Source organism: Streptomyces sp. NPDC059009 (genome assembly GCF_042740175.1).
In the GTDB taxonomy this organism is placed as follows: Bacteria; Actinomycetota; Actinomycetes; order Streptomycetales; family Streptomycetaceae; genus Streptomyces.
On record NZ_JBHYJB010000018.1, the window covers coordinates 31,868 to 58,168 of the forward strand.

Genomic DNA, 26,301 nt, shown 5'->3' on the forward strand with positions numbered 1-26,301 from the left:
GGTCGAGTTCGAACTGGCCGCGGGCCCGTGCCCAGCGCTCGGCGTCGGCCGGACGCGCGTACGCGGCGGGAGGAATCTGCTGAGTGGTGATGGTCGGCCTCCTCGGTCGTGCGGCCTCTGGGGCGCGTGCGATAGGGGGTGGGGGACGGACGATGCGGACGATGTGGATGGCGCGCGTTGCGGGTGCTGTGGGCCCAGGCGCCGCGCGGGGCACGGCAGTTCACCGCTCTCCGCGCCGCGCGCGCCGCGGTACAGCAGGTCACCGCTCGGCGTGCGGAGCCCGGCAGTCCACCGCTCGGCGTGCGCGGCCCGGCAGTTCGGAGCTCAGTGCGGCGGCCGCGTCCCCGTCGCGTACAGGACGGGCACCGGAATCACCACCCGCCCCTCGACGATGTGCCGCTCCCCGATCTCGGCGGCGATCCGCTCCTCGAGGTCCGCGCGCCGCGACGGCTCGACGCGTGCCCACAGGCGCCGCATCCCGTGGGTCCACGTCCAGCGCACCACGTCGTACGGCGACGCGGCCCTGATGTACGCGTCCTCCACCGTGAGCCGCACCCCGGCGAACCCGCTCCGGGACAGCTCGGCGCGGAGCCGGTCCCGCCCGCCGAACGACTCGCTGTTCGGATAGACGCCGCTGCCGGTCGCATACCGCTCCGCCATCGCGGCGATCGTGCGCAGCCCGAACACGCGGGGCAGGCCGTCCGGTTCCGGCGCCGCGTCCGTGGCGGGGGCCGCGAGGCCCAGGCGCCCGCCCGGCCGCAGCAGCCTGCGGTACGCGCGGTACGCGGCGGGCAGGTCGTCGATCATGTGGACGCTCATGCTGCCCACGACGGCGTCGAACGTCCCCGGTACGAGGTCAGGATCCTGGCCGTCCATGACCCGGGCCCGCGCCTGGCCGAGCCCCAACTCCCCGACCAGACGCCCGGTTTCCCCGGCCATGCGGGGCGAGAGGTCGATGCCGAGGACCCTGCCCGTGGGCCCCGTGGCCCGCGCGGCCGGTACGGTGACGGCGCCCCGGCCGCACCCCACGTCCAGGACCCGCTCGCCCGGACCCACCGAGGCGAGCCGCACCAGGCGTTCGCCGACAGGGCCGAAGAACTCCACCGGCAACTGGTCGTAGGCGGTGGCGACTTCCTCGAAGAGCACATGCTCACCGGCCGGCCGGTCGGTCATCCGGCCACCCCCTCCTGTCCGGCGCGGGCCCTCTCGCGCTCCATCACGGAGAACAGCTCGTTGTGCAGCTCGCGCAGCAGCCGCCGCTCTCCCGGATCGGTCTGGTCGAGCAGGCCCAGTGCGTCGGCGCGCCGCAGGAGCGTGCTCGCGTCGGTGAGCCCGTAATGCTTCAGGAGCGCCACCACCGGCCTGGGCAGCCGCTCCAGGTCGAGCGGGCGCGGCCCGTCCGCCGCGCCCGGCCCATCCGCCGTGCCCGGTCCGTCCGCCGCTGCCGCCGACGACGTGTGGGCCGGGACCCGGGCCATGTCCTCGATCAGCCCGGGCAGCAGACGCATCGTCCGTTCGTAGCGGGCCCACTCGGGGACCTCGTAGGCGAGCGGTCCCGGCCGGGCCAGCACCAGTCGGCAGGCGGCCACGCAGTCGTCGACGTCCACCCGGGCGAACTCGTAGGGATTGGCGACCGGATCCACCGGCTCCGGCAGGAACTCCACGTCCACCAGGGCGCCGTTGGTGTCGTCGACGTAGTACGGGAAGCCGTCCCAGCGCGGCACCACGACCGGCACCCCGCAGGCGAGCGCCTCCAGCGCCGACTTGGCGTACGTCTCGAAGACGCTGGTCGCGCACGACACGAAGAGGTCGGCCGCGCTGTACAGGTGCGCGGTCTCCGCCTTGTCCAGACGGTTGAAGAGGACGACGCCCTCCATGCGTGCGGCCAGGCGGTTGAAGTACGGCGGGTCGATGTGCGTCGTGGAGAGCGCGAGCAGGATGCGCGGGTCCTCCTCGCGCAGGGCGCGCGCGACGGCCAGCAGGGGCTCCAGGCCCTTGTCGTTCATGAACCGGCCCGTGTACAGCAGGATCGTGCGGTCGGACGGCAGCCCCAGGCGCCGCCGTGCCGCCGCGCGCGGCAGCGGGCGGTACACCTCGGAGATGCCGAACGTGCAGATGGCGCTCGCCCGGATGCCGGTCAGGTGCTCGTACGCGCGGCTCGCGTTCTGCGAGCCGCACAGCACCAGGTCGCCGGGGTGGGAGTAGGCGGCGAGGAGCAGGAAGTAGCACAGGATGTGCAGGGGGTACGGGTTGTTGTGCGGGACCATGAGCGCGGGACAGGAGTAGCCGTCGCGCCGCATGAAGTACAGCAGGGGGAGCGACTCCACGTACTCCGCGACCACCACGTCGATCGTCGAGAGGTCGCACGCCTCCTTGAGGGTCCGGTAGATCTCCTCGAAGTGCTCGAAGGTGTGCTCGTGAGCGGGCAGCAGCTGGATGCGGAAGACGAACGTCGACCCCTCGGGACAGAAGTGCCGGATGTCCTCGGTCGAGTCGGTGAGCGCCAGGACTGTGGTCATGACGGGCGCCGCTCCCCTCTCCCTCAGCCGCGCCGGAGCGTCTCGAAGTACATCTGCGCCCCGCTGAGCCGCTGTTGCTGGCGCGGTTCCTCGACCCGGCGGGCCGCGGCCACGATGCGGCGCACGCCCTCGGCGACGTCCACCTCGTGCCGGAAGCCGAGGACATCGGTGGCGCGGGTGACGTCGGCCCACAGCCGCTCGGCGTAGATGCTGATGGGCACGTCGACGTGGTCGGGCCGCACCTCGACGCCGAGTTCGCCGCCGATCAGCTTGAGCACCTCGTTGAACGTGGTCTCGATGCCGGTGCCGACGTTGAACTCCTGGGTGGGCAGGTCGGCGGCGAGCGCGGTGCGGAAGGCCCGGCCCGCGTCCTCGACGTAGATGAAGTCCCTGGTCTGGTTGCCGTCGCCCCACAGGACGGGCGTGGCACCGTGCAGCAGCGCCCAGACGAACAGCGAGATGACGTTGGCGTAGCCGCCCTTGCTGAACTCGTCGTGCCCGTACACGCTGAACGGCCGCAGCCCGATGGCCGTGATCCCGTACCGCTGCGTGTACTGCCGCGCCACCTCTTCGTTCCACTTCTTCGACAGCGCCTTCAGGTCCGGCGGCGCGAGCGGCATGTCCTCCGTGTACGGCACGGGGTTGCCCTCGTAGACGGCGCTGGTGCTGGCGTAGACGAGCTTGCCGATGTCGTTCCTGCGCATCGCTTCGAGGACGTTGAGGAAGCCGTGGGTGGTGACGGACGCGCCGTCGACCGGGTCCTCCTCGTACATCAGGAAGGACGAGGGGGCGGCCAGGTGCAGCACGGCGTCGTGTCCCCGGGCGGCCTTGAGCAGCAGGTCGAGGTCGCGGGTGTCGCCCTCGATCCACTCCACGTCCCGCCGGATGCCGTCGGGTATGTACTCCTGTCCGCCGATCTTGAAGTTGTCGAGCGAGGTGACCTCGCAGCCGTCGTCGAGCAGACCCTGGATCATGTTGCGCCCGATGAAGCCGGCGCCGCCGGTGACGAGGACTTTCCTGTACGAGCTCATGCCACTCCCTCACTGCTTTCGCGATGGGTGTGGCCGCTGCCTCCTCAGCGGGGCGCAGCGGCCACACGGTTCGGGGATACGGGTCGGGTCAGAGCCGGACGAGCTGGTAGACGTCCGGCGCACCGGTCGCGTCGCGGGCGGGGGCCCATGCGCTGCGGGCCGGAGCCCACGCGGTGCGGGCCGGTGCCCATGCGCTGCGGGCCGGGGCCCATGCCGTGCGGGCGGGGGCCCACGCGGTGCGGGCCGGTGCCCATGCGCTCCGGGCCGGAGCCCACGCGCTGCGGGCCGGAGCCCAGCCGGTGACTGCCATCGCATTCTCCGTTCTGATTCGAGTGCAGAGACACGTGCAGAGAGTCGAGTTGGCCTGGAAGGGATCGGTGCCCCTGCCAATTAAGAGCAGCCGAAGTTCACCCCCGAAGGCTCGGAAACAAGAAAGAAGCCGCCTTTTAGGCATGGTTGTTTCACACAGCATCCACTGCTGGCATCCGCTCGACTCCATCCACGCTGCATGGCCATCGAGTGAAGTGTCAACATCAGTCGGCAGCAAGATTTCGAAGCGGCTTGTTTCTGCCGACCGGCATTGTCCGCACGGGAGTTGCCGTGTTTCACTCCCGGCGGGGCGACGCGCCCCTACGGAGGCATTCCATGGCACTCAAACGTGACCTGCCACGGCCGGCCTCGCATGCCAGGGCACGCCGAATCTCCCTGTTCAGCATGGTGGGCACGAGCATTCAGTACTTCGACTTCTTCAGTTACGGCCTCGCCGCCGTGCTGATCTTCCCGGACGTCTTCTTCCCGCATCTCAAGGGCTCGGACGCGCTCCTCGTGTCGTTCTCGACGATTGGCGCGGCATTCGTCGCCAGACCACTCGGCGCGCTCATATTCGGCCACTTCGCCGACCGCACGGGAAGAAAGCGAGCGCTGATTCTGTCGCTCGTACTCATGGGATTGAGCACAACTCTCATGGGAGCTCTGCCCTCGTATGCGGTGGCGGGTCCCTCCGCCCCCGTGCTCCTGGTAATTCTGCGCATTGCCCAGGGAATTGCGCTGGGCGCGGAAGGCATGGGCGCGACGGTTCTCGCCATCGAGCACGCGCCGCCGGCGCAGCGGGGCCTGCACTCCGCGTTCCCCGGCGCCGGGGCCTCCCTCGGGTCTCTGGCGGCCAACGCCGTCTTCCTCGGCCTTGCCCGCGCGCTGAGCCCGGCGCAGTTCGAGACATGGGGCTGGCGGATCCCGTTCCTTGCCGGGGCGGCGCTGGTCGCCCTGTCGCTGTACGCGCGGCTCTCCGTGACGGAGTCCCCGGTCTTCGTCGCCGACCGCGCTGCCGCCGGCCTTGCCGCTACGGGTCAGGCCGTCACGGACCTTGCCGTCACGGGCCAGGCCGCTCCCGAACGGCCCTCGCCCGTACCGCTGTTGGCCGTCGTACGCGCCCAGCCGGCGGCGCTGCTCCTCGGGGTCGCGGCGCTGGTGGTGGGGAACGTCCTGTACTTCGTCACCCACACCTTCGCCCTCGCGTACGGCACGAACACGCTGGGCGTGCCCAAGGCGGCCATGCTCCGGGCGACCCTGGTGGCGCTCGCCGTGCAGACCGTGGCGGGGTTCGCCTCGGCCGTCCTGTCCGACCGCCTGGGTAGGCGCAGGACGGCACTGGTGGGCGCCGTGCTCTGCGGCGCCTGGGCCTTCCCGCTGGTCGCCCTGGTGCGCACGGGCCAACCCGCCGCGATCACCTGGGCGTTCGCCCTGGCCATGCTGGTGTACGGGATCTACTCGGGCCCGCTCGGGGCGCTGCTGGCCGGGGTGTTCCCCACGCGCTACCGCTTCACCGCGGTCGCGCTGGTCTTCAACAGCGGGGTGCTGGTCGGCGGGGCGCTGGCCCCTGCCGCAGCCGACCGCCTGCTCGCGGCCACGGGCTCGCTGTGGGCGGTGTCCGGGATGGTCTTGCTGAGCGCGGCCCTGAGCGGGGGTGCGCTGTTGAAGTTGACGGAACGTCATCCGGGGGAACTGCACGAGGAGTTGGAGGAGGTCGGCGGCGAGCGGGGCGGCGAGGCGAGAGGCGGTGACGAGAGGGGAGGTGGCGAGGTGGCGCCGCGGCATGTGGCCGGGCCGAGCCCCTGATGCGGGCGACGGCCACGCGGCGGACGGCCACGTGGCGGACGGCCACGCGGTGAACGGCCACGTGGCGGAGGGCCGGTGCCGCCCCGCGGGCGGTGGCCCCGGCCCCCACTGCCGAGACCACCGCCCGCTCCGGGACCGCGGCCGACGCCCAGGGCCGGGGGCCCTCCGGCCGGACGCCGGCCCTTCCCGACCCCACTGCCAACGGCACGACACAGCGAGCACGACGACAGCGAGGAGACTTCGATGGAGCAGCCGCAGAAGAAGACGGAGAAGAAGACGGAGAAGAAGACGGAGGTGGAGACGCGGACAGGGGAGGGGGCGGTGTCGCGGACGGGAGGGGACGCGAAGGCGCAGGCGGGGGAGTCGCCCGGCGCCGCCGCCCCGGACGGCCCCGTCGACCAAGTGGCCCGCATGGCCACCCTCTTCACCCCATGGGCCCTGCGTACGGGCGTCACTCTGGGGCTCTTCGACCTGATCGATGAGGGAATCGGCGCTCCCGCCCTCCTCGCCCGGCGGGCCGGAGCGGACGAGGACGCCGTCCAGCGGCTCCTGCGCCACCTCGCCAACCTCGGTCTGCTCGACGGGAGTTCGGACGGCTACCGGCTCACGGCCTCGGGATCCGTCCTCACATCCGGCCACCCCTCCGGTCTCGCGCGCGGCCTCGACCAGTCGGACGCCTGGGCCGCGGCCGGCGACCGCGCCGTACCCGCGCTGCTCTCCGCCGTCACCACGGGTGCCCCTTCCTGGGCCGAGGTCGCCGGAGCGCCGTTCTGGGAGACCTTGGCGAACGACGCCCCGCTCGCGGCCTCCTTCGACGCCGCCATGTCGGCGCACGCCGGAGCCGTGGGGCCGTGGCTGGCCACGGCGTGGGACTGGAGCGGGGCGGGGCGCGTCGCGGACATCGGCGGCGGGACCGGCGGCACTCTGCGCGACGTCCTGGTCCGCCATCCGCACCTGCGGGGCACGCTCGTGGACCTGCCGGGCACGGTCGGCCGGGCGGCGGACGCGTTCGGCGTCGAGCAGGAGCTGGCGGGCCGGGTGGACTTCGCCCCCGGCAGCTTCTTCGACCCACTGCCCGGCGGGCACGACGTCCTGGTCCTGGCGCACGTCCTGCACGACTGGAACGACGACGACTGCGTCCGGCTGCTGCGCCGGTGCGCCGAGGCCGTCGTCGGGGGCGGGAGCGTCCTCGTCGTGGACCGGGTGGTGGAGGACGCCGCCGCGCCAGGTCAACTCGCGGTCAGTCAGCGGGACTTGGCGATGATGATCCTGCTGGGCGGCAAGGAGCGCACGGGGGAGGAGTTCCGGCTGCTGGGCAAGGCGGCCGGTCTTACACCGCGCCGCCCACCCGTCCCGGCGCCCCATGAGGGGCTGTGCCTGCTGGAGTTCGGCAGGAGTGGAGGGGATGAAGGTGGGAGTGGGGACGGGGGCGAGGACGGGGACGGGGACGGAGTAGGGCAAGGGCAAGGGTAGGGGCGAGGAAACAAAGGCTGCTGAGAACGGCGTGCCACCAACGGCCGGGCGTACGGTTTTGCCAGCGGCTCGGGCGGCTCGGGCGGCTCGGGCGGCTCGGGCGGCTCGGGCGGCTCGGGCGGTTCCGGCCGCTCCGGTGGCTTCGGCGGCTCCATCCGCGAACGGCCGAGGCGGCCCGGCCGTCCCCCTTGCCGCTGCACGCCCGTTCGCCGCAGGCCGCCGCCCCGCCTTCATCGCGGGTCGCCTCGTCCCGGCCGGATGGCACCGTCGGGTGCACCCTGCCGCGCCACTCCCGACTCCGGCGCGCCGCGCTGTGCCGATCCCGACTCCGGTACGCGCCGCGCTGCCGCGTCCGGCTCCACCGTGCTCCGCCGCCCCGCCTCCTGCTTCGGCGGGGTGACGGTCGGGCTCGCGGACTCGGTCGCGGTCGCCGACGGGGTCTGCGCCCCCGCGGCCTCGGACCCCGCCCCGGCCTTGGCCCCAGCCCTGGCCCCGGCCTCGGACCCGGCCCCGGCCTCGGACCCGGACCCGGCCTCGGCCCCGGACTCAGCCCCGGCCCCGAACTCCGCCTCGGCCCCGCACCCAGCCCCAGACACCCCCTCTCTCAAGACGCCCGCCCCGCCGGACCCCGCGGTCGGGGCGGACCGCACGGCCCAGCGGACGGCGCCCAGCGCGAGGCCCACCAGCACGGCGGCCACCGCGGGCAGCAGCCCGGGGTCGACGACCACCAGCGCACCGCCGAGACCTCCGCCGATCGCGGCTCCGACATACGCGGAGCTGGAGTGCAGCGCCATCGCCTGGGTGGCGCCCTCGGGCCCGACTCGGTCGACCATCAGGGCCTGGATGGCGGGCGGCACCGCCCAGGCCGCCGCCGACCAGCACATCAGCAGCGCGGCGACGGCGACGAGCGGGACCGGCCGGGCGAGCCACAGCGCGCAGAACGCGGCCATCCCCACACAGAACAGGCCGCCCGCCGCGACGAGGGCGCGCATCGACCCGTACCGGTCGACGATCCGCCCCGCGAGGCGCGTCCCGACGAGGCCGCCCGCTCCGGCGAGCACCAGCAGGACCGCGAGCTGCTTGCTCGTCACGGAGGCGAGGTCGGCCAGGAAGGGCGCGAGGTACGTCTGGAAGGCGAGGTTGCCCGCGACGGTCACGACGGTGACGAGGAGAACGACGAGCACGGCGCGCTGCAGGACGGGGCGCAGCAACTCCCTTGCCCCGGCGGCCGGTTCCGCTGCGGTCGGGGTGCGGGGCACGGTCACGAGGGCCAGGAGGAGGGCCACGGCGCCCAGCGCTCCGGCGAAGACGAACGTGGCCTGCCAGCCGGCCGCGTCGCCGATGTACGTACCGGTGGGGACGCCGATCAGGACCGCACCGGTCAGTCCGGTCATGACCGTGGCGAGATAGCGCCCGCGCCGGTCGGGCGGGGCCGCGGCGGTGGCGGCGGCGAGCGCGGCGGGCAGCACGACGGCCGCGGCGAGCGCGGCGGAGACCCGCAGCGCCATCAGCGCGGGGAAGGCCGTGACGAGCGGGACGGCGAGATTGGTCGCGGTGAACACGACGAGGGCCCCGCAGAGGGCCCGCTTGCGGTCGATCCGCGCGAGGAGCAGCGCCCACGCCGGGGCGGCCAGGGCGTAGACGAGGGAGTAGACGGTGACGAGCTGTCCGGCCGCTCCCTCGCTGACGTGCAGGTCATGGGCGAGGTCGGGGAGGACGCCGATGATGATGAAGTCGTCGGTCTGCACCGCGAAGGCGGCGAGCGTCAACGCGTAGAGCCAGACGGGTGTTTGACGGAAGGGCACACTCACCCCATTAAGGTAACAGATGTTTCCCTAACGTTGGGCGGGTGCCGATGTGAGACGGTGGCGGCCACACCGGGCCCCCGGAACGCCTCCGGGACCGCCGAGACAGGAGGACCGACCCCGTGCCCAGACCGGTGAATCCGGACCGCCGCCGCGAGGTGCTCGACGCCGTGACCGGGCACCTCGCCCGCACGGGCATCGGACAGTTCACCCTGCGCGGCATCGCGGCGGCCCTGGGGCAGAGCACCCGCGTCCTGACGCACCACTTCGCGGACAAGCAGGAGTTGCTCGTCGCCGTGATGCACCGCCTGGACGAACGGCAGCACGACGCGCTGCGCGCGACGTCGGGCTGGCAGGACCCGGCGGTCCCGGTGAGCGAGGTCGTACGGTCGGCGTGGGAGCGCAACCTCGGGGCGGACGAGCTGGCGATGACCCGCCTGATCCGCGAGATCGAGGGCCTGTCGGCGGCGGACCGGCTGCCGGTGGCGGTACCGGACTTCGTACGGGGCCGGGCACAGTTCGTGGCCTCGTGCCTGACGCTGCGCGGCGTCCCCGAGGCGACGGCCCTGGTCACGGCGACGCTCCTGAACGGCGCGTTCGCGGGGCTGCAGGCGGACTATCTGTCGACGGAGGACGAGGAACGGACCCACTCGGCCCTGGACGAACTGTGCCGCTGGGTGGACGCGGCGGTGGCAGCGGCGAGCTAGGCGACGGGTGCCTGGGCCCGGGGGCCGGCCGGGTGCCACGAAGGGAGCGGACACACAGAGGGGCCCGGCCCCCCGGCCGGACCCCTCTCGACTCTCGACGCACCCCCCTACGCGACCGCTCCCACCTCCTCCGTCCCCTTCTCGCTCCCCGGCTGCCGCAGCAGCAGCGCGACCGCCGCCGCCAGCATCGATATCCCCCCGGCCAGCGCGTACGCGCCGTTGTAGCCCCAGGCCGCGACCACCATCGAGCCGAGGCCGCCGCCGAAGAGGCCGCTGATGAGCTTGCCGCTGTAGACGAGGCCGTAGTTGGTGGCGTTGTAGTTCTCGCCGAAGTAGTCCGGAGTCAGTGCCGCGAACATCGGGTAGAACGCGCCGCCGCCGAAGCCCGACAGGAACGCGAAGAACAGGAACAGCCACTCACTGTGGAGGTCGCCCGCCCAGATCACGCCGAACTGCGCGAGGCCGAGCACCACGATCACGAAGACCAGGCTGAGCTTGCGGCCCCAGATGTCCGACAGCCAGCCGACGACGGCGCGGCCGACGCCGTTGATGACCGCCATGACGCCCATCGACGAGGCCGCCACCAGGGGCCCGAAGCCGACCTCCTTGGCGAAGTCCACCTGGAAGGAGATGCCGAAGATCGACACCCCGGCCGTGAGGACCAGGCTCAGCCACATCAGCGGCAGCATCCCCGTCCTGATGGCCTCCTTGGGCGTGAACTGCCGTACCGCGGGCGGGTTCTTCGACAGCGACCTGGCGCTCTTGCCCGAGCCGGACTTCTGCATGGGGTCGATGTCGTGCGGCCACCAGTTCTTCGGCGGGTCCCGGAAGAAGAACGCGCAGGCCAGCACGACGACCAGGACGTACACGCCGATCATGTCGAGCACACGGTGGTAGTTCGACGTGTCGAAGGCGTAGTTGAAGATGAAGATGAACGGCAGGGACCCGTACGCGAAGCCTCCGTTGACGAATCCCGTCTTGCCGCCCTTCCGCTCCGGGAACCACTTGCCGACCATGTTGATGCAGGTCGAGTAGACGAGACCGGAGCCCAGGCCGCCGATCACCCCGAACCCGAGGATCGCCAGCCACACATTGCTGAGGTGGGACAGCGCGAGGAAGCCGAGCAGGCAGAGGAAGGAGCCGATCGTCATGGCCCGGCGGGCCGGGACGATGCCCTTCTCCCGCAGCCAGCCGGCCGGGAACGCGATGCCCGCCTGGAAGAACACCCAGACGCTGAGGATCCAGAAGGTGTTGGACTGCGTCCAGCCGTGGGCGCTGGACAAGGTGTCCTCCGCCGAGCCGTACGCGTACTCGGAGACGCTGATGGCCATCATCGCGATCCATGGCAGGTACACCATGAACTTGCGGGAATGGCCGAGGATGTCGCGGTCCGTCTCGCCCACGCGATAGACGCGGCCGTGCTCGTCGGTGATCTCTCGGTACTTCGCGCCGGTGGCCGGCGCCGTACTTCCTGCGGCGATGGGCTCCGCCGTCATTTAGGCCATCTCCTCACCGAGGGGTTGTGGATTGGGGCGTATGCCACGGGACTTGGGCCTGCCGGGTGGGGACAGGAAGAGGGCGATGCAGCCGGCGAAGAACGAGATGCAGCCCGCCAGGGTGAAGGCACCGGAGTGCCCCCACGCGTCGACGACCACGGCGCCCATGCCCGCGCCGAGACCGGAGACGAGCTTGGAGCTGTAGACCATCCCGTAGTTGGAGGCGTTGTTGTTCTCGCCGAAGTAGTCCGCGGTGAGTGCCGCGAACATCGGGAAGATGGCGCCGCCGCCGAAGCCGGAGATCGCGGAGAAGATCAGGAACAGGGGCAGGTTCTTGGCCTCCGCCGACCACAGGACGCCGAACTGGGCGGCGCCCAGGATGGCGCAGACGACCAGCAGGCACTGCTTGCGGCCGTAGAGGTCGGAGAGCCAGCCGATGACACCGCGCCCGGTGCCGTTGACGACCGCCTTGAGCGACATCGCCGTGGCCACGATGCCGCCTGCGAAGCCGGCCTCGTCACCGAGGTCGACCTGGAAGGCGATGCCGAAGATGTTCACGCAGGACGTGCAGGCCAGACAGAACCACATCAGCGCCACCCGGCCGGTCTGCCATGCCTCCTTGGGGGTGTACTGCTTGACCGCCGGCGGGTTCTTGCGCAGGGAACGGCGGGCCCGTGGGTCCTTCGGAGGATTGAGGGGATCGACCTCGTGGGGCCACCAGTTCTTCGGCGGGTCCTTGAAGAAGAAGCCGGCGACGGCGACCGTCGCGGCCAGGAAGAGACCGACCGAGACCAGCACCCACCGGAAGTTGGTGAGGTCCATGAAGCCGGTGAACAGGAAGACGAACGGCACCGAGCCGTAGGCGAAGCCGCCGTTGACGAAGCCGGTCTTGCCGCCCCGCCGCTCCGGATACCACTTGCCGACCATGTTGACGCAGGTCGCGTACACCATGCCCGCGCCCATGCCGCTGAACATGCCGAAGCCTATGTAGGCCACGATGACGTGCGGCGCGAAGGCCAGCGACAGATAGCCGAGCAGCGTGCCCGCCGCGCCGAGCATCATCGCCCAGCGGGCCGGCAGTTTGCCGCTCTCCCGGAGTCTTCCCGCGGGGAAGGCCACCGCGGCCTGGAAGAACACCCAGACCGTCATCATCCAGAAGATGTGGTCGTTGTTCCAGCTGTGCGCGGTGTGGAGGGTGTCCTCCGCGGACGCGAACGCGTACTCGGCGGAGGAGATCCCCATCATGCCCACCCAGGGCAGGATCACCATCCACTTGCGCTTGCGGCCCATGATGTCGATGTCGCTCTCGCCAACCCGGTAGACCCGGCCGTTGGCGTCCGTCACCTCCCTGTGGGGGACGGAACTCGATAGTTCGGTTGTGGTCATGACGGTCGCACCCCTTGCATCGAAAGACTTGGCCAGCGCCCCCTGTCCAAATGGCTTTCGTGTGCGCACGGGTCCTGGACCCGGCCGGCGCGCACCGCCGGCCGGATCCGTCGAAGGTCACCTCATCCATCGCCCCCCAGGAGCCCGGCCGCCCGCGCCCACCGGTACTTGGCGCCGAGCACCGCCACCGGCTTCTCCGTCGTGTATGGGTAGGCGACCACCCCTCGCTCGTAGAGGTACTGGCACGCCTCCTCGACCTCGACGTCCCCGGCCAGCGAGGCGACCACGGGCTTCTCGATGCCGCGCTCGCGGAACTCCGCGACCACGCGCGCGGTCAGCTCGGCGAAGACCATGGGCGGCGTGACGATGGTTTGCCAGTAGCCGAGGACGAGCGCGTGGATGCGCGGGTCCTCCAGGCCGAGCCGGATCGTCGCCTCGTACGTCGACGGGGGTTCGCCGCCCGTGATGTCCACGGGGTTGCCCGCGGCCCCGAAGGGCGGGATGAACGTCCGGAAGGAGGCGTCCAAGTCGGCCGGAATCTCCATCAGTCGGAGACCGTTGTCCGTCACCGCGTCGGACAGCAGCACGCCGCTGCCGCCCGCGCCGGTGATGATGACGATGTTGTCGCCCTTCGGAGTGGGCAGGACCGGCAACGCGCGCGCGTACTCCAGCATCTCGCTCAGCCCGGGGGCGCGGATCACCCCGGCCTGGCGCAGCACGTCGTCGTACACGGCGTCGTCGCCCGCGAGGGCCCCCGTGTGCGAGCCTGCCGCCTTCGCGCCCGCCGCCGTGCGCCCCGCCTTGAGGACGACGACCGGCTTCTTCGGCACCGTGGCCCGCGCGGCCTCCACGAAGGCGCGGCCGTCCTTGAGGTCCTCCAAGTGCATGGCGATGCACTGGGTGTTGGGGTCCTCGCCGAACCAGGTCAGCAGGTCGTCCTCGTCCAGGTCCGACTTGTTGCCGAGCCCCACGATGGCCGAGACACCCGTCTTCGTGGTGCGCGCGAAGCCGAGGATGGCCATCCCGATGCCGCCGGACTGGCTGGTGAGGGCGACGCCGCCCTTCACGTCGTACGGGGTGCAGAACGTGGCGCACAGGTCCTGCCACGTCGAGTAGTAGCCGTAGATGTTCGGCCCGAGCAGCCGCACGCCGTGGCGTTCGCCGATGGCCACGATCTCGTCCTGGAGGGCCTGTTCACCGGTCTCGGCGAACCCGGAGGGGATCAGCACGGCGTTCGGGATGCCCTTGCGGCCGACCTCTTCCAGGGCACTGGCGACGAACTTCGCGGGGATAGCGAAGACCGCCACATCCACCTCACCAGGAACGTCGGTGACACTCTTGTACGCCTTGCGGCCCTGAATGTCATCGGCCTTGGGGTTCACCGGATGGATCTCGCCGGAGAAGCCGCCGTCGATGAGGTTGCGCATGACCGAATTACCGATCTTGCCCTGCTCGTTGGAGGCGCCGATCACGGCGACCGAGCGGGGCTGCATCAGGCGGCGCATCGACGACAGCATCTCCGCGCGCGTGTAGGTGCGCCGCCGCTTCGGCACCCCTTCGGAGAGGATGACGCGGATGTCCGCGGCGACCGCCGAACGCTCCGTGGCGATCACCGGGTTGAGGTCGACCTCCGCGATCTCCGGGAAGTCGGTGACGAGTTCGGAGACCCGGCGTATCTGCTCGGCGAGCGCCCACCGGTCCACGGCCGCCCCGCCCCGCACCCCGCGCAGCACCTCGGCCGCCCGGATCGAGTCGAGCATGGTGGACGCCTCGTGGGCGTCGACGGGCGCGAGCCGGAAGGTGACGTCCTTCAGGACCTCGACCAGCACCCCGCCGAGCCCGAAGGCGACGACCTTCCCGAACGTCGGGTCCGTCACCGCCCCGACGATGACCTCCTGGCCCGACGGCAGGAGCTCCTGCACCTGCACGCCTTCTATGCGCGCTTCCGGCGCGTACGCGCGCGCGTTGTCGACGATCTCGTGGAACGCCTCGCGGACCTTCGCGGCGCCCTCCACGCCGACGACGACGCCGCCCGCGTCGGTCTTGTGCAGGATGTCCGGGGAGACGATCTTCATGACGACGGGCCCTTCGAAGCGCGCCGCGTACGCGACCGCCTCGTCGACGTCCGTCGCCAGCTCCTCACCGGGGACGGCGATCCCGTACGCGTCGGCGATCACCTTGCCCTCGGGCGCCGTCAGCGACGTACGCCCCTGCGCGCGCACGGCATCCAGCAGCTCGCGGACCCGCTTCGCGCGGTCTTCGGCCATCACTCAGATCACTCCGTTCGACTTGAGCAGGCGCAGCTCCTCGTCGCCGAGGCCGAGCTCGCCGATGAACACCTCTTCGTTGTGCTCGCCGAGCAGCGGCGAACTGACGACGTCCACAGGGGAGTCGGAGAGCTTGAGCGGGGAGCCCACGGTGGTGAAGGTGCCGCGCTGCGGGTGGGGCACCTCGACGACCATCTCGTTCGCGACGAGCGAGGCGTCCTCGATGATCTCCTTGGTGGAGAGGATCGGCCCGCAGGGGATGTTGTGGGCGTTGAGGCGCTCCAGGACGTCCCACTTGGGGAGGGTGGCGGACCACTCCTCGATGAGCTGGAACATCTTGCCCAGCTTCGGCAGCCGGGCCTCCGGGGTGGCCCACTCGGGGTCCTCGGCGAGCTCGGGGCGGCCGATGAGCTCCGTGAGGGGCTGCCAGCCGACGGGCTGCACAATCACGTACACGTAGTCGTTCGGGCCGCCCGGGGCGCACTTGACGGCCCAGCCGGGCTGTCCGCCGCCCGACGCGTTCCCCGACCGGGGCACCTCGACCCCGAAGTCCTCGTTCGGGTACTCGGCGAGCGGCCCGTGGGCGAGCCGCTGCTGGTCGCGGAGCTTGACCCGGCAGAGGTTCAGGACCGCGTGCTGCATCGCGACGTTCACGCGCTGCCCGCGGCCGGTGTTCTCCCGCTGGAAGAGGGCGGCGAGGATCCCGGCGACGGCGTGGATGCCCGTCCCGGAGTCGCCGATCTGCGCTCCGGTGGCGAGCGGCGGCCCGTCCTCGAAGCCGGTGGTCGCCATGGATCCGCCCATGGCCTGGGCGACCACCTCGTACGCCTTGAAGTTGGTGTACGGGCCCTCGCCGAAGCCCTTGATCGAGGCGTAGACGATGCGCGGGTTGATCTCCTGGATGCGGTCCCAGGTGAAGCCCATCCGGTCGACGGCGCCCGGTCCGAAGTTCTCGACCATCACATCGGAGCGGCGGATCAGCTCGGTGAGGAGCTCCTTGCCGCGCTCGGTCTTGGTGTTGAGGGTGATGCTCCGCTTGTTGCAGTTGAGCATCGTGAAGTAGAGCGAGTCGACGTCGGGCAGGTCGCGCAGCTGCTTGCGGGTGATGTCGCCGGAGGGTGCCTCCAGCTTCACCACGTCCGCGCCGAGCCAGCCGAGCAGCTGGGTCGCGGAGGGTCCGGACTGGACGTGGGTCATGTCGAGGACGCGAATGCCCTCAAGAGCCTTGGTCATGGCGGCAGGGCTCCTCACTTGTACATGGTCTGGTTCATGGTTCCGGGGGCGTACGCGTCCGGGTCGACCCACACGTTGATCAGCGAGGGCTTGCCGGACTCGCGGGCGCGGCGCAGGGCCGGGCCGATGTCGGCGGGGTCGCGGACCTCTTCGCCGTATCCGCCGAGCATCTGGGCGAACTTGTCGTAGTGGACGTCTCCGAGGGTGTTGCCGACGCGCTCGCGCTCCTCGCCGTACTTGGCCTTCTGGCCGTAACGGATCTGATTCATCGAGGAGTTGTTGCCGACGATCCCCACGAAGGGCAGGTCGTAGCGGACGAGGGTCTCGAAGTCCCACCCGGTGAGGCTGAAGGCGCCGTCTCCGAAGAGGGCGACCACCTCCTTGTCGGGCCGTGCCTGCTTGGCGGCGAGCACGAAGGGGATGCCGACGCCGAGGGTGCCGAGCGGGCCCGGGTCCATCCAGTGGCCGGGCGACTTGGGCTGGACGACCTGCCCGGAGAAGGTGACGATGTCGCCGCCGTCGCCGATGTAGATCGAGTCCTCCGTAAGGAAGTCGTTGATCTCGCTGACGAGGCGGTACGGGTGAATGGGCGAGGCGTCCGAGCGCAGGCTCGGCAACCGCTTCTGGAGGGCGGTCTGTTCGGCGGCGCGCAGCTCGTCGAGCCACTCCTTGCGCTTGGAGGCACCGCCGTTGATGCGCCCCGACACCGCCTCGGTGACGGACTTCAGTATCTGTCCGGCGTCTCCGACGATCCCCAGATCGATGTCGCGGTTCTTTCCGACGGTGCGGTAGTCGAGGTCGATCTGGACGACAGTGGCGTCGGGGGAGAGGCGCTTTCCGTAGCCCATCCGGAAGTCGAAGGGCGTGCCGACGATGACGATGAGGTCGGCGTTGGAGAACGCGTAGCGGCGCGAGAGCTGGAAGTGGTGCGGGTCGCCGGGCGGCAGGGTGCCGCGTCCGGCGCCGTTCATGTAGGCGGGCACGTTGACGGCCCGTACGAGTTCCACGGCGGCCTCGGTGGCGCGGGTGGTCCATACCTGGCTGCCCAGAAGAATGGCCGGTTTCTCGGCGTGCACGAGGAGGTCGGCGAGCTTCTCCACGGCCTCGGGGTCGCCCCCGGTGCGGGTGGAGGCGCGGTACTGGCCGGCCTTCGGTACACGGGCCTTGTCGGCGGGCACCTTGGCGTCCAGAACGTCGCGAGGGATCTCCAGGAAGGAGGGCCCGGGGGCGCCGTGGTAGCACTCGCGGAAGGCCATCGACACCATGTCGGCGGCGCGCGCGGTGTCCGGCACGGTCGCGGCGAACTTGGTGATGGGCGCCATCATGTCGACGTGCGGCAGGTCCTGCAGTGAGCCCATCTTGTGCTGTGTGTGGGCGCCTTGGCCGCCGATCAGCAGCATGGGGGACTCGGCGCGGAAGGCGTTGGCGACGCCGGTCACGGCGTCGGTGGTGCCGGGTCCCGCGGTGACGACGGCGCAGCCGGGTTTTCCGGTGATGCGTGCGTATCCGTCCGCCGCGTGCGCGGCGACCTGTTCGTGGCGTACGTCGACGACGTCGATGCCCTCGTCGACGCAGCCGTCGTAGATGTCGATGATGTGGCCGCCGCAGAGCGTGTAGATGACCTCCACGCCCTCCGCTTTCAGTGCCTTGGCGACCAGATGCCCACCGGAAATCAGGTCCTGACTGTTGTCGTCGGGCATGGCGAAGTCCTGTCCCTTCGTAGGGGGTTGGAGCACTCTCACAGTACATTGCATACAGTCGACGAATACTGTATGAAGCTTGTTATCCCGTATCCGGTGGGTGGTGTCCAGGGGGCGTGCGGCACTTTCAGTCAGGAGCCGAAATGGACCTGTTCGAACACCAGGCACGGCAACTCTTCGAAGAACACGGCATCTTGGTGCCGAGGGCCGAGGTCACCGACGCGCACAAGGAGGCCCGCGAGATCGCGCGCCGCCTCGGCGGCCGCGTCGTCGTCAAGGCCCAGGTCAAGACCGGCGGCCGCGGCAAGGCCGGCGGAGTCAAGCTCGCCGCCGACCCGGCCGCCGCCGAGATCACGGCGCGCCAGATCCTCGGCATGGACATCAAGGGCCACACCGTGCGCACGGTGATGCTGGCCCAACCCGTCGACATCCAGCGCGAGTTCTACGTCTCCTACGTGCTCGACCGGGCGGCGGGCCGCTTCCTCGCCATCGCCTCCGCCGAGGGCGGCATGGAGATCGAGGAAGTCGCCGCAGCCCGCCCCGAAGCGGTCGTACGCATCCCCGTCGACCCCGCCGAGGGCGTCACCTCCGCCAAGGCCGCCGAGATCGCCGACGCCGCCGGACTGCCCCCGCAGACCGCCGACGTCCTGGTCCGCCTCTGGGACATCCTCAAGCGCGAGGACGCCCTCCTCGTCGAGGTCAACCCGCTCGTCCAGAGCGCACAGGGCCAGATCCTCGCCCTCGACGGCAAGGTCACCCTCGACGACAACGCCCGCTTCCGGCAGGCCCGTTGGGGCGAGCAGGCCGAGCCGCACGACGAGGAGCTGGAGGCCAGGGCGGCCGCCAAGGGCCTCAACTACGTGAAGCTCGACGGCGACGTGGGCATCATCGGCAACGGTGCCGGGCTCGTCATGTCCACCCTCGACGTCGTCGCCGGCTGCGGCGCGCGGCCCGCCAACTTCCTCGACATCGGCGGCGGCGCCTCCGCCCGCGTCATGGCCGACGGCCTCTCCGTCATCCTCTCCGACCCCTCCGTGAAGTCGGTCTTCGTCAACGTCTTCGGCGGGATCACCGCCTGCGACGCGGTCGCCGACGGCATCGTCCAGGCCCTCGACGAGGTGCGCCTCACCAAGCCCCTCGTGGTCCGGCTCGACGGCAACAACTCCGCGCGCGGGCGCGCCATCCTCGACGACCGCGCCCACCCCCTGGTGGAACAGGCCCCGACCATGGACGGCGCCGCCCGCCGCGCCGCCGACCTCGCCAACGCCGCATAAGGAGACGGGACATGGCCATCTACCTCACCAAGGAGAGCAAGGTCCTCGTCCAGGGCATGACCGGGGCCGAGGGTATGAAGCACACCCGCCGCATGCTCGCGGCGGGCACCGACGTCGTCGGCGGCGTCAACCCCCGCAAGGCGGGCCGCACCGTCGACTTCGACGACCGCGCCGTGCCCGTCTTCGGCTCCGTGCGCGAGGCCGTCGCCGCGACCGGGGCCGACGTCACCGTGGTGTTCGTGCCCCCGGCGTTCACGTCCTCGGCGGTCGTCGAGGCCGCCGACGCCGGGATCGGCCTCGCCGTCGTCATCACCGAGGGCGTGCCCGTGCACGACGCCGTCGCCTTCCACGCGTACGCGAGCAGGCGCGGCACCCGTGTCATCGGCCCGAACTGCCCCGGGCTCATCACCCCCGGCCAGTCCGACGCGGGCATCATCCCCGCCGACATCACCAAGCCGGGCCGCATCGGCCTGGTCTCCAAGTCCGGCACCCTCACCTACCAACTCATGTACGAGCTGCGCGACATCGGTTTCTCGACCTGCGTCGGCATCGGCGGCGACCCCGTCATCGGCACGACCCACATCGACTGCCTCGCCGCCTTCGAGGAAGACCCGGAGACCGAACTCATCATCCTGATAGGGGAGATCGGCGGCGACGCCGAGGAACGGGCCGCGGCCTACATCAAGGAGTCCGTCACCAAGCCCGTCGTCGCCTACATCGCGGGCTTCACCGCCCCCGAGGGCAAGACCATGGGCCACGCCGGCGCCATCGTCTCCGGCTCCTCCGGCACCGCGCGCGCCAAGAAGGAGGCCCTGGAGGCCGTCGGCGTCCGCGTCGGCAACACCCCTTCGGAAGCCGCTCAGTTGGTGCTCAAGCGCCTCGAGGAAGGCTAGGCAGCTCCCTGCCCGCCCCGCCGCGTGACGTCCACGTGACGTCACTCATAGGTGATGTCACGTCCCTCAACTAGCGTTTCCTACCGGCGCGTACGGGAGTCCCCGCCCTCCCGCGGACGGACTCCCGTGCCCGAGCGACCAGAGCCATGCACCCCGCCCCGACTGTGCACCGTGAGCGGAGACACCCGAATGGCACCCACTTCACCCACTTCACCCACTTCATCTGCCGCACCCACCCTCACCCTCAAGTCCGGCACCGCCTGGACCGACGCCTGGCAGCGCTGCCTCGCCGTCGCACCCGAGGCGTTCCAGGACGACCGCGTCCTCAACCTCTGGGCCGGCACCTGGCACGCCGACGGCCGCCCCCTGCCCGCCACCAGCCCCGTCGACGGCCGCCCCATCGCGGGCCCGCCCCGGCTCGACGCCACCGCCGCCCACGCGGCCGTCCGCGCCTCCCTCGACCAGCACCGGGCCTGGCGCCACATCCCGCTGCCCGAACGCCGGGCCCGCGTCGCCGCCACCCTCGACGCCCTCACCCAGCACCGCGAACTCCTCGCCCTCCTCCTCGTCTGGGAGATCGGCAAGCCCTGGCGGCTCGCCCAGGCCGACGTCGACCGGGCCATCGACGGCGTGCGCTGGTACGTCGACGGCATCGACGCCATGGTCGAGGACCGGTCGCCCCTCGACGGCCCGGTGTCCAACATCGCCAGCTGGAACTACCCGATGAGCGTCCTCGTCCACGCCCTGCTGGTGCAGGCCCTCGCGGGCAACGCGGTCATCGCCAAGACCCCCACCGACGGCGGCGTCGCCTGCCTCACCCTGGCCTGTGCGCTCGCCGCCCGCGAGGGGATCCCCGTCACCCTGGTCAGCGGCAGCGGCGGCGAACTCTCCGAGGCCCTCGTCCGGGCCCCCGAGATCGGCTGCGTCTCCTTCGTCGGCGGCCGCGACACCGGCGCCGCCGTCGCCACGGCCGTCGCCGACCTCGGCAAGCGCCACATCCTCGAACAGGAGGGCCTCAACACCTGGGGCATCTGGAACTACAGCGACTGGGACGCGCTCACCGCCGTCGTCCCCAAGCTCTTCGACTACGGCAAGCAGCGCTGCACCGCCTACCCGCGCTTCGTCGTCCAGCGCGCCCTCTTCGACGAGTTCCTCGCCGCCTACCTGCCCGCCGTCCGCACCATCAAGGTCGGCCACCCGCTCGCGGTCGCAGCGGCCGAAGACCCCTGCCCCGACCTCGACTTCGGCCCCCTCATCAACGCGGCCAAGGCCAAGGAGCTCACCGACCAGGTCAGCGAGGCCATCGACCGCGGCGCCGTGCCCCTCTACCGCGCCACCCCGTCGGCCGACCGCTTCCTGCCCGGCCAGGACACCGCCGCGTACGTCCAGCCGGTCACCCTCCTCAACCCGCCGCCGTCCTCGCCCCTCCACCACGCGGAGCCCTTCGGCCCGGTCGACACCATCGTCCTGGTCGACACCGAGGCGGAGCTCCTCGCCGCCATGAACGCGTCGAACGGCGCCCTCGTCAGCACCCTCTCCACCGACGACCCGGCCACCTTCGACCGCCTCGCACCCCAGATCCGCGCCTTCAAGACCGGCCGCGGCAAGCCCCGCTCGCGCGGCGACCGCGAGGAGCTCTTCGGCGGCTTCGGCGCGTCCTGGCGCGGCGCCTTCGTCGGCGGCGAGCTCCTGGTGCGCGCCGTCACCCAGGGCGCGGCGGGGGAGCGGCCACCGGGCAACTTCCCGAGCTACCACTTGATGGCCTGAGCGACCCCGCATCCGGCAGGGCATGCCGCGGCTAGCCGATGCCCTGCCGGTCGGCCAGCAGCGCGAACGCACGGTCCGCGGCCTCCGGGACCGTGCGTTCGACGGCCTGCGCCAACAGCTCCCGATGCCGTACGAGCGGCGCCCTGCGCTCCTGCGGCGCCAGCAACAGCAGATCGTCGAGCCCGGCCAGGATCCGCCGGGTGACCTGCGGACTGCCGACCGCACACCCCCGGATCTCCGCGAACCCCAGATCCACGAGCTCGGTCCACCCCGGCACCGGCTGCACGAGCCGCACCACCCCCTGCCGGTCCCGGTGCGGCAGCGCCCCCAGCGGATACGGCGCGACGGAGGCGAGGAACTGCACGATGCGGTCCAGGGCCTGCACGGCGGTGGTCGGGTCGTTCACCGCGGGAGACAGCGCCCGCAGCCCGATGTCCGACAGCTGCCGAAGCCCGAACCCCAGATCCTGGTGAAAGGTCCGCTCCACCCCCACGGACACCGAGTACCGCAGCGCCCGGGCGGGCGGGGCGGCCCCGCCGTGCACCGTGAACACCGGCGTCCCCGGCACCACGAAGTCCCCGATCCGCGGCAGCAGCCGCAGCACCACCCCGCGCCGCCGCGCGGCCTGCACCAGGCGCGCGATGTTCACGTCCCGCAGCACCCCGGCCCGCCCCTGGTGCGTGACCCGCCCCGTCTCCGGCCCGAGCTCCGCGCCGTCGTCCGCGCGCTCCATGGGCTGTTTCGCGGCGACCCGGAGCGCCTCCCGGGCAATGCGGTCGATCACGAACCCCACCCGCATCATCCGCAGCGTCCCGTTCACGTACGCCACGAACAGCAGCAGACTCAGCAGCACCATCGCCACCGCGAGGATCCCCTCGACCAACGGCACGTTCGAGACGATGCGCGGGTCCTTCTCGCTGTCGAACGACGTCAGCGTCATCAGGGAGAACAGAAACGTGGCGAGGAAGACGGTCAGCGTGCTCTTCGTGATCCGCGACCGGACGAAGATCCGCACCACCCGCGGGCTGAACTGACCGCTGGCCATCTGCACGGCCACCAGCGAGATGCTGAAGACCACACCGATGAAGGTCATCATCGCCGAGCCGATGGTGCTGATGACCGTCTTGGCGTCCTCGGAGACCCCGATGAGCGTCTTCACGCTGTCGTAGTCCTCGTGGTCCTGCAGCGTCCGCACGATCTCGGCGTCGACGCCCTCGGCGACCCACCACAGCAGCAGGGCGCCCACGAGCCCCACGGTCGGCGCGAACCACATGGTGTCCCGCAGATGCTCCCGCAGCGGTGACAGCATCCGCGGCCTGCGCACCTTGACGTCACCCAGCGCTCCGGTAAGCAATCCGTCACTCATGGTGAGACTGTAGGCCGGTCGCCCGGACCCGCCCCGGAGCCGTCGCCGGGCGCCGGGATACGCAGGTGAAAGGCACTCCGAAAGCTTGGTATTGTTGTCCATGTCGCCGCGGGGAACACCGCAGGGAAGACCCGGCGGAGACACACACCTAGTCCGGGTGGCGGAATGGCAGACGCGCTAGCTTGAGGTGCTAGTGCCCTTTAACGGGCGTGGGGGTTCAAGTCCCCCCTCGGACACCAGCAAGAAGGCCCCTCTCGAGGGGCCTTCTTCATGTTCAGGCTTCATGTTCCGGCTCGGGCTCGGGGAGTCGGGGCCCCGGGGGCTCGGTACTCAGCGGCGTTTGCGGCCGCCGGGCTCCTGGCGGGGGCGGTGCTGGCCGGGGCCCGGGAACGTGGGCTTCGGGAGATGGGAGACCTCCCACTCCGCCTCCTCCAGCTGTTCCTCCGTGTCGTCGGGGAGCCAGGGCGGGCGGTGCGCGGGGGAGCGGAAGCCGAAGGCCGAGGTGAGGTCGCCGAAGGTGGCGCGGCGCCAGTCGCTGATGTTCGGTTCCGCTATGCCGGTCCAGCGCTCCAGGAACTGGAGCACCGAGGTGTGGTCGAAGGGCTCGCCGGACGCCCAGCCGCCCACCGTCCACGGCGAGACGATCAGGCACGGGACGCGGTAGCCGCCGCCTATGGGGAGCCCGGCCACGAACTCGTCCGGGGTGCCCGAGGGCGGGGCCGGCGGGGGCACGTGGTCGAACAGGCCGTCGTTCTCGTCGTAGTTGAGGATGAAGGCCGTCTTGCGCCACACCTTCGGGTTGTCGGCGATGGCCTCGATCTTCTTCGCCACGTAGTCGGCGCCCGCGGCCGGGAGGTAGGCCGGGTGTTCGGACTGGTAGCTGGTCGGGATGATCCACGAGACCGCCGGGAGCCGGTCGCCCCGGGCGTCGTCCTCGAAGGTGCCCGCGGGGCGGCGGCGCATGCCGCGCTCGTAGAGGGGGGTGCCGGGCTGCGCGTCCCGGAACTGCTGGAACTCCTCCAGCAGATTGCACTCGTAGTTGTCCTCCTCCTGGTACACCTGCCAGCTGATGCCCGCCTGCTGCAGGCGCTCCGCGTAGGTCGTCCAGCGGTAGGGCTTCGGTGCTGTGTTGTTGATCACCGGGCCGCCGAGCGTGCCGCCCGGGTCGATGGTCCCCGTCATCCAGTACAGGCGGTTCGGCCAGGTCGGGCCGAGGACCGAGCAGAAGTAGTTGTCGCAGAGAGTGAAGGTGTCCGCGAGGGCGTACTGGAAGGGGATGTCCGCGCGGGTGTGGTAGCCCATGACGTACGGGCCGTTGACGCCGTCCGCCGCTCGGTGCGCGGGCAGCCAGCGGTCCATTTTCCCGCCGTTCAGCGCCTCGTGCTGGACGCGCCAGGCGTGGCTGGTGGAGGGGATGGCCTGGGCGCTGGTGCGGTGGGTGTTGAGGCGGAACGGCAGCAGGTAGCCGTCGGGGTGCTCCGTGTCCGGCTGGTAGAAGACCGGGCGGCCGTCGGGGAGCTCCAGGGCGTCGCGGTCGGAGAAGCCCCGTACGCCGCGCAGGGTGCCGAAGTAGTGGTCGAAGGAGCGGTTCTCCTGCATGAGCAGGACGACGTGCTCGATGTCGTGCAGCGAGCCGTGCCGTGGCCGGCCGGCCGCGACCGCCTTCTGGACGCTGGGCGGCAGCAGGGAGAGCGTGGCGGCACCGCCGATCGCGCCGGCGGTGCTGCCGAGAAGTCTGCGTCGGGTCATGTCGGGCATGCGAGTGCCCCCTCCCCTGAGTCCGGTGGGCCCGAAGTGGGCCGCACCGACTGTCGCGGCGGGGGCGCGCAGTGGGTAGGAGGGGCTGCGGGAATGCTCCCTCAATTGTCCGTGAACAGACGAGAGTTGACCTGATGGTGGGTCCTGGCGTCCGTGTCGGACGGGCCGGGTGGTGCAGGGGCGGGTACGGCGGTCGGCGGAGCGGAGACGGTGGCGGGGCGTCCCGCCTCACGGGCCCCTCACGACGCGCCCCGGCGCGGGAGCCGGGGCCTCTGTGACCTGGGCGCGAGCATCATGGAGAATCGGGGGCATGAGTGAAAACGTCTACTTCAACGTGTCCGCCAACGGCGAGAGCCTCGGCCGCATCGTCTTCCGTCTCTTCGACGACGTCGTGCCGAAGACCGCCCGCAACTTCCGCGAGCTGGCCACCGGCCAGAACGGCTTCGGCTACAAGGGCTCGCCCTTCCACCGCGTCATCCCCGAGTTCATGCTGCAGGGCGGTGACTTCACCAACGGCAACGGCACCGGCGGCAAGAGCATCTACGGCGAGACCTTCGCCGACGAGAACTTCCAGCTCAAGCACGACCGTCCGTTCCTGCTGAGCATGGCCAACGCGGGCCCGGCCACCAACGGCTCGCAGTTCTTCGTCACGACCGTGGTGACGCCGTGGCTCGACGGCAAGCACGTCGTGTTCGGCGAGGTCGTCGAGGGCGAGGACATCGTCAAGGCGATCGAGAAGCTGGGCAGCCGGTCGGGCTCCACGGCCAAGAAGATCGTCATCGACGACAGCGGGGTTGTCGCCGCCTGATCGGTGACCCCTTCCGGCTGGGCCGGTCGTCCGGGTGCGTCCCGGCCGGCCGGCCAGGAGCCCGCAGACCGCGCGGAGCCTGCCGCGCGGCCTCCTAGGCGTCGCAGAACGTGCCCTTGACCGACTGCACGATCAGTTCGGCCTGCTCGTCTGTCACCCCGAACCTGCGGGTCGCGTAGCTCCGGCCCGCGCCGTCCCCCGCGTCCGCCTCGATGCCTCTGATCTTCAGGCAGACCTGTCTGGCGCCGTCGACGGCCTGCCCCTCGTCGGCGACGAGTCTCGGGTCCACTTCCTCAAGATCGTGCAGCAGCATCTCCTGCTGATCGGCGTCCGGGGACGGTATGGACTGGGGTGCCGCACCGGTGACCGTGGTGGAGCCGACCTCGTCCTGAGGTATTCCTTCGTCGTCCGAGCACGCGGTGAGTGCGGCGGCGGCCGCCACCGCGCACAGGGCCGTGACGGTCATACGCCGCATGCTTCTCGCCGTTTCCTTGCTCCCCATCCCTCTGCTCCGCCCCTCTTCTCTTGGCTTTGCTCAACTCCGGTGAACTGCCCGGTGATTGACCGTGAAAGTAGCCGAATCGGAGTCGGCACGCGGATCGCTGCCGGGCTCTTGGTGGCCGGTGGGGTGGGCGCGGTCGCCGGGGTGGCGTGGGAGCGGGTGCGGGAACTGGTTGACGAAACGGGCTTTTTGGCCTGTCGG

20 protein-coding genes and 1 tRNA gene are annotated in these 26,301 nt (G+C 71.0%); 8 read left to right on the forward strand and 13 right to left on the reverse strand.

Translation table 11 applies throughout. From position 1 onward, the window contains the following. Window positions 1–324: 324 nt before the first annotated feature. The 4 genes from ACFWYM_RS19370 to ACFWYM_RS19385 form a co-directional block, all read right to left on the reverse strand. Window positions 325–1,173 (reverse strand): class I SAM-dependent methyltransferase, encoded by an 849-nt coding sequence (locus ACFWYM_RS19370; protein ID WP_384838147.1) that lies wholly within the window; start codon window positions 1,171–1,173, stop codon window positions 325–327. Then, window positions 1,170–2,519, reverse strand: a complete 1,350-nt coding sequence (locus tag ACFWYM_RS19375; protein WP_384838150.1) for a glycosyltransferase family 4 protein — start codon at window positions 2,517–2,519, stop codon at window positions 1,170–1,172. Before ACFWYM_RS19375 ends, ACFWYM_RS19370 begins: the two co-directional genes overlap by 4 nt. A 23-nt stretch (window positions 2,520–2,542) precedes the next feature. Then, complete coding sequence (locus tag ACFWYM_RS19380) at window positions 2,543–3,550, reverse strand: NAD-dependent epimerase/dehydratase family protein (protein WP_384838153.1); 1,008 nt, start codon at window positions 3,548–3,550, stop codon at window positions 2,543–2,545. An 88-nt stretch (window positions 3,551–3,638) separates the two neighbouring features. Then, entirely contained in the window at window positions 3,639–3,860 is a 222-nt protein-coding gene (locus ACFWYM_RS19385) for a hypothetical protein (protein ID WP_384838156.1), read from the reverse strand. A 404-nt stretch (window positions 3,861–4,264) separates the two neighbouring features. Here ACFWYM_RS19385 and ACFWYM_RS19390 point away from each other — a divergent pair, with 404 nt between their 5' ends. Together ACFWYM_RS19390 and ACFWYM_RS19395 are read left to right on the forward strand one after the other, a co-directional pair. Further along, window positions 4,265–5,665, forward strand: coding sequence for an MFS transporter (locus ACFWYM_RS19390; protein WP_384838159.1), 1,401 nt, complete (start codon window positions 4,265–4,267; stop codon window positions 5,663–5,665). Window positions 5,666–5,908: 243 nt separating this feature from the next. Continuing rightward, window positions 5,909–7,138, forward strand: coding sequence for a methyltransferase (locus tag ACFWYM_RS19395; protein WP_384838162.1), 1,230 nt, complete (start codon window positions 5,909–5,911; stop codon window positions 7,136–7,138). A gap of 230 nt (window positions 7,139–7,368) precedes the next feature. On the opposite strand, the gene ACFWYM_RS19400 is transcribed toward ACFWYM_RS19395, so the two are convergent. Continuing rightward, window positions 7,369–8,949, reverse strand: a complete 1,581-nt coding sequence (locus ACFWYM_RS19400; protein ID WP_384838165.1) for an MFS transporter — start codon at window positions 8,947–8,949, stop codon at window positions 7,369–7,371. 116 nt (window positions 8,950–9,065) lie between these two features. Here ACFWYM_RS19400 and ACFWYM_RS19405 point away from each other — a divergent pair, with 116 nt between their 5' ends. After that, entirely contained in the window at window positions 9,066–9,650 is a 585-nt protein-coding gene (locus tag ACFWYM_RS19405) for a TetR/AcrR family transcriptional regulator (RefSeq protein WP_384838168.1), read from the forward strand. A gap of 107 nt (window positions 9,651–9,757) precedes the next feature. Here ACFWYM_RS19405 and ACFWYM_RS19410 read toward each other — a convergent pair whose 3' ends face one another. From ACFWYM_RS19410 to ACFWYM_RS19430, 5 genes are all read right to left on the reverse strand, one after another. Further along, window positions 9,758–11,146: an OFA family MFS transporter gene (locus ACFWYM_RS19410; protein ID WP_384838172.1), complete on the reverse strand. Its 1,389-nt coding sequence runs from the start codon at window positions 11,144–11,146 to the stop codon at window positions 9,758–9,760. Then, the gene (locus ACFWYM_RS19415) at window positions 11,147–12,532 is read right to left on the reverse strand and encodes an OFA family MFS transporter (RefSeq protein WP_384838175.1); all 1,386 of its coding nucleotides are present in this window, start codon (window positions 12,530–12,532) and stop codon (window positions 11,147–11,149) included. Between the two features lie 122 nt (window positions 12,533–12,654). Further along, the gene (locus ACFWYM_RS19420; protein WP_384838178.1) at window positions 12,655–14,799 is read right to left on the reverse strand and encodes an acetate--CoA ligase family protein; all 2,145 of its coding nucleotides are present in this window, start codon (window positions 14,797–14,799) and stop codon (window positions 12,655–12,657) included. Window positions 14,800–14,802: 3 nt separating this feature from the next. Beyond that, window positions 14,803–16,032 carry a formyl-CoA transferase gene (frc, locus tag ACFWYM_RS19425; protein ID WP_384838181.1) on the reverse strand — a complete coding sequence of 410 codons (1,230 nt, stop codon included), beginning with the start codon at window positions 16,030–16,032 and terminating at the stop codon, window positions 14,803–14,805. Between the two features lie 14 nt (window positions 16,033–16,046). Further along, window positions 16,047–17,732 carry a thiamine pyrophosphate-binding protein gene (locus tag ACFWYM_RS19430; protein WP_384838184.1) on the reverse strand — a complete coding sequence of 562 codons (1,686 nt, stop codon included), beginning with the start codon at window positions 17,730–17,732 and terminating at the stop codon, window positions 16,047–16,049. 143 nt (window positions 17,733–17,875) lie between these two features. On the opposite strand from ACFWYM_RS19430, the gene sucC reads away from it, so the two are divergent. The 3 genes from sucC to ACFWYM_RS19445 all read left to right on the forward strand — a co-directional run bounded on the left by sucC (window position 17,876) and on the right by ACFWYM_RS19445 (window position 21,666). Then, window positions 17,876–19,006 (forward strand): ADP-forming succinate--CoA ligase subunit beta, encoded by a 1,131-nt coding sequence (gene sucC / locus ACFWYM_RS19435; protein WP_384838187.1) that lies wholly within the window; start codon window positions 17,876–17,878, stop codon window positions 19,004–19,006. A gap of 11 nt (window positions 19,007–19,017) precedes the next feature. Continuing rightward, complete coding sequence (gene sucD / locus ACFWYM_RS19440; protein ID WP_384838190.1) at window positions 19,018–19,899, forward strand: succinate--CoA ligase subunit alpha; 882 nt, start codon at window positions 19,018–19,020, stop codon at window positions 19,897–19,899. A 189-nt stretch (window positions 19,900–20,088) separates the two neighbouring features. Further along, the gene (locus tag ACFWYM_RS19445) at window positions 20,089–21,666 is read left to right on the forward strand and encodes an aldehyde dehydrogenase family protein (protein WP_384838193.1); all 1,578 of its coding nucleotides are present in this window, start codon (window positions 20,089–20,091) and stop codon (window positions 21,664–21,666) included. 31 nt (window positions 21,667–21,697) lie between these two features. On the opposite strand, the gene ACFWYM_RS19450 is transcribed toward ACFWYM_RS19445, so the two are convergent. Next, window positions 21,698–23,032: a DUF2254 domain-containing protein gene (locus tag ACFWYM_RS19450; RefSeq protein WP_384838196.1), complete on the reverse strand. Its 1,335-nt coding sequence runs from the start codon at window positions 23,030–23,032 to the stop codon at window positions 21,698–21,700. 151 nt (window positions 23,033–23,183) lie between these two features. Between ACFWYM_RS19450 and ACFWYM_RS19455 the strand changes: the two genes are divergently transcribed. Continuing rightward, a tRNA-Leu gene (locus ACFWYM_RS19455) sits at window positions 23,184–23,271 on the forward strand. A gap of 91 nt (window positions 23,272–23,362) precedes the next feature. Here ACFWYM_RS19455 and ACFWYM_RS19460 read toward each other — a convergent pair. Then, complete coding sequence (locus tag ACFWYM_RS19460) at window positions 23,363–24,790, reverse strand: alkaline phosphatase family protein (RefSeq protein ID WP_384838199.1); 1,428 nt, start codon at window positions 24,788–24,790, stop codon at window positions 23,363–23,365. A gap of 310 nt (window positions 24,791–25,100) precedes the next feature. Between ACFWYM_RS19460 and ACFWYM_RS19465 the strand changes: the two genes are divergently transcribed. Continuing rightward, a complete protein-coding gene (locus tag ACFWYM_RS19465; RefSeq protein ID WP_384838202.1) occupies window positions 25,101–25,598 on the forward strand; it encodes a peptidylprolyl isomerase in 498 nt (165 codons plus the stop codon). A gap of 94 nt (window positions 25,599–25,692) precedes the next feature. On the opposite strand, the gene ACFWYM_RS19470 is transcribed toward ACFWYM_RS19465, so the two are convergent. Next, window positions 25,693–26,064 (reverse strand): hypothetical protein, encoded by a 372-nt coding sequence (locus ACFWYM_RS19470; protein ID WP_384838205.1) that lies wholly within the window; start codon window positions 26,062–26,064, stop codon window positions 25,693–25,695. Window positions 26,065–26,301: the final 237 nt, after the last annotated feature.